Origin of the sequence: Vibrio sp. TRT 17S01 (genome assembly GCF_050113695.1) — a bacterium.
Classification (GTDB): Bacteria; Pseudomonadota; Gammaproteobacteria; order Enterobacterales; family Vibrionaceae; genus Vibrio.
The window spans coordinates 1-1049 of record NZ_JBNJOG010000060.1 but is presented as its reverse complement, the minus strand read 5'-3'; the positions used below and the strand labels follow the sequence as shown (position 1 = coordinate 1049).

At 48.1% G+C, this 1049-nt stretch carries 1 protein-coding gene; it reads left to right on the top strand.

The window, feature by feature from the left end:
* The coding region (gene tuf / locus ACQEXS_RS22465) for an elongation factor Tu (RefSeq protein ID WP_427015273.1) at nt 1-1049 on the top strand (1049 nt) is incomplete at both ends.

The window sequence follows — 1049 nt, the reverse complement described above, 5'->3', positions numbered from 1 at the left end:
TACGGCGGTGAAGCGAAAGACTTCGCATCAATCGATAACGCTCCAGAAGAGCGTGAGCGCGGTATCACAATCGCAACATCTCACGTTGAGTACGACACTCCAACTCGTCACTACGCACACGTAGACTGTCCAGGACACGCGGATTATGTTAAAAACATGATCACAGGTGCTGCACAGATGGATGGTGGTATCCTAGTTGTTGCTGCGACAGATGGCCCAATGCCACAAACTCGTGAGCACATCCTACTAGGCCGTCAGGTTGGTATCCCATACATCATCGTATTCATGAACAAATGTGACATGGTTGATGATGAAGAGCTTCTAGAGCTAGTAGAAATGGAAGTTCGTGAACTTCTATCTGAGTACGACTTCCCAGGTGACGACCTACCAGTAATCCAAGGTTCTGCACTAGGCGCACTAAACGGTGAAGAGCAATGGGAAGCTAAGATTGTAGAACTAGCAGAAGCGCTAGACAACTACATCCCAGAGCCAGAGCGTGCAATCGATCAGCCATTCCTAATGCCAATCGAAGACGTATTCTCAATCCAAGGTCGTGGTACAGTAGTAACTGGCCGTATCGAGCGTGGTATCCTAACAGTAGGTGACGAAGTTGCTATCGTAGGTATCAAGGAAACAACTTCAACAACATGTACTGGTGTTGAAATGTTCCGTAAGCTTCTAGACGAAGGCCGTGCAGGTGAGAACGTTGGTGCACTACTACGTGGTACTAAGCGTGACGAAGTTGAGCGTGGTCAAGTACTAGCAGCTCCAGGTTCAATCACTCCACACACTAAGTTTGAATCAGAAGTATACGTACTGTCTAAAGATGAAGGTGGTCGTCACACACCATTCTTCAAAGGCTACCGTCCACAGTTCTACTTCCGTACAACTGACGTAACTGGTAACATCGAGCTACCAGAAGGCGTAGAAATGGTAATGCCAGGCGACAACATCAAGATGACTGTTGAGCTAATCGCACCAATCGCGATGGACGAAGGTCTACGTTTCGCGATCCGTGAAGGTGGCCGTACAGTTGGTGCTGGTGTTGT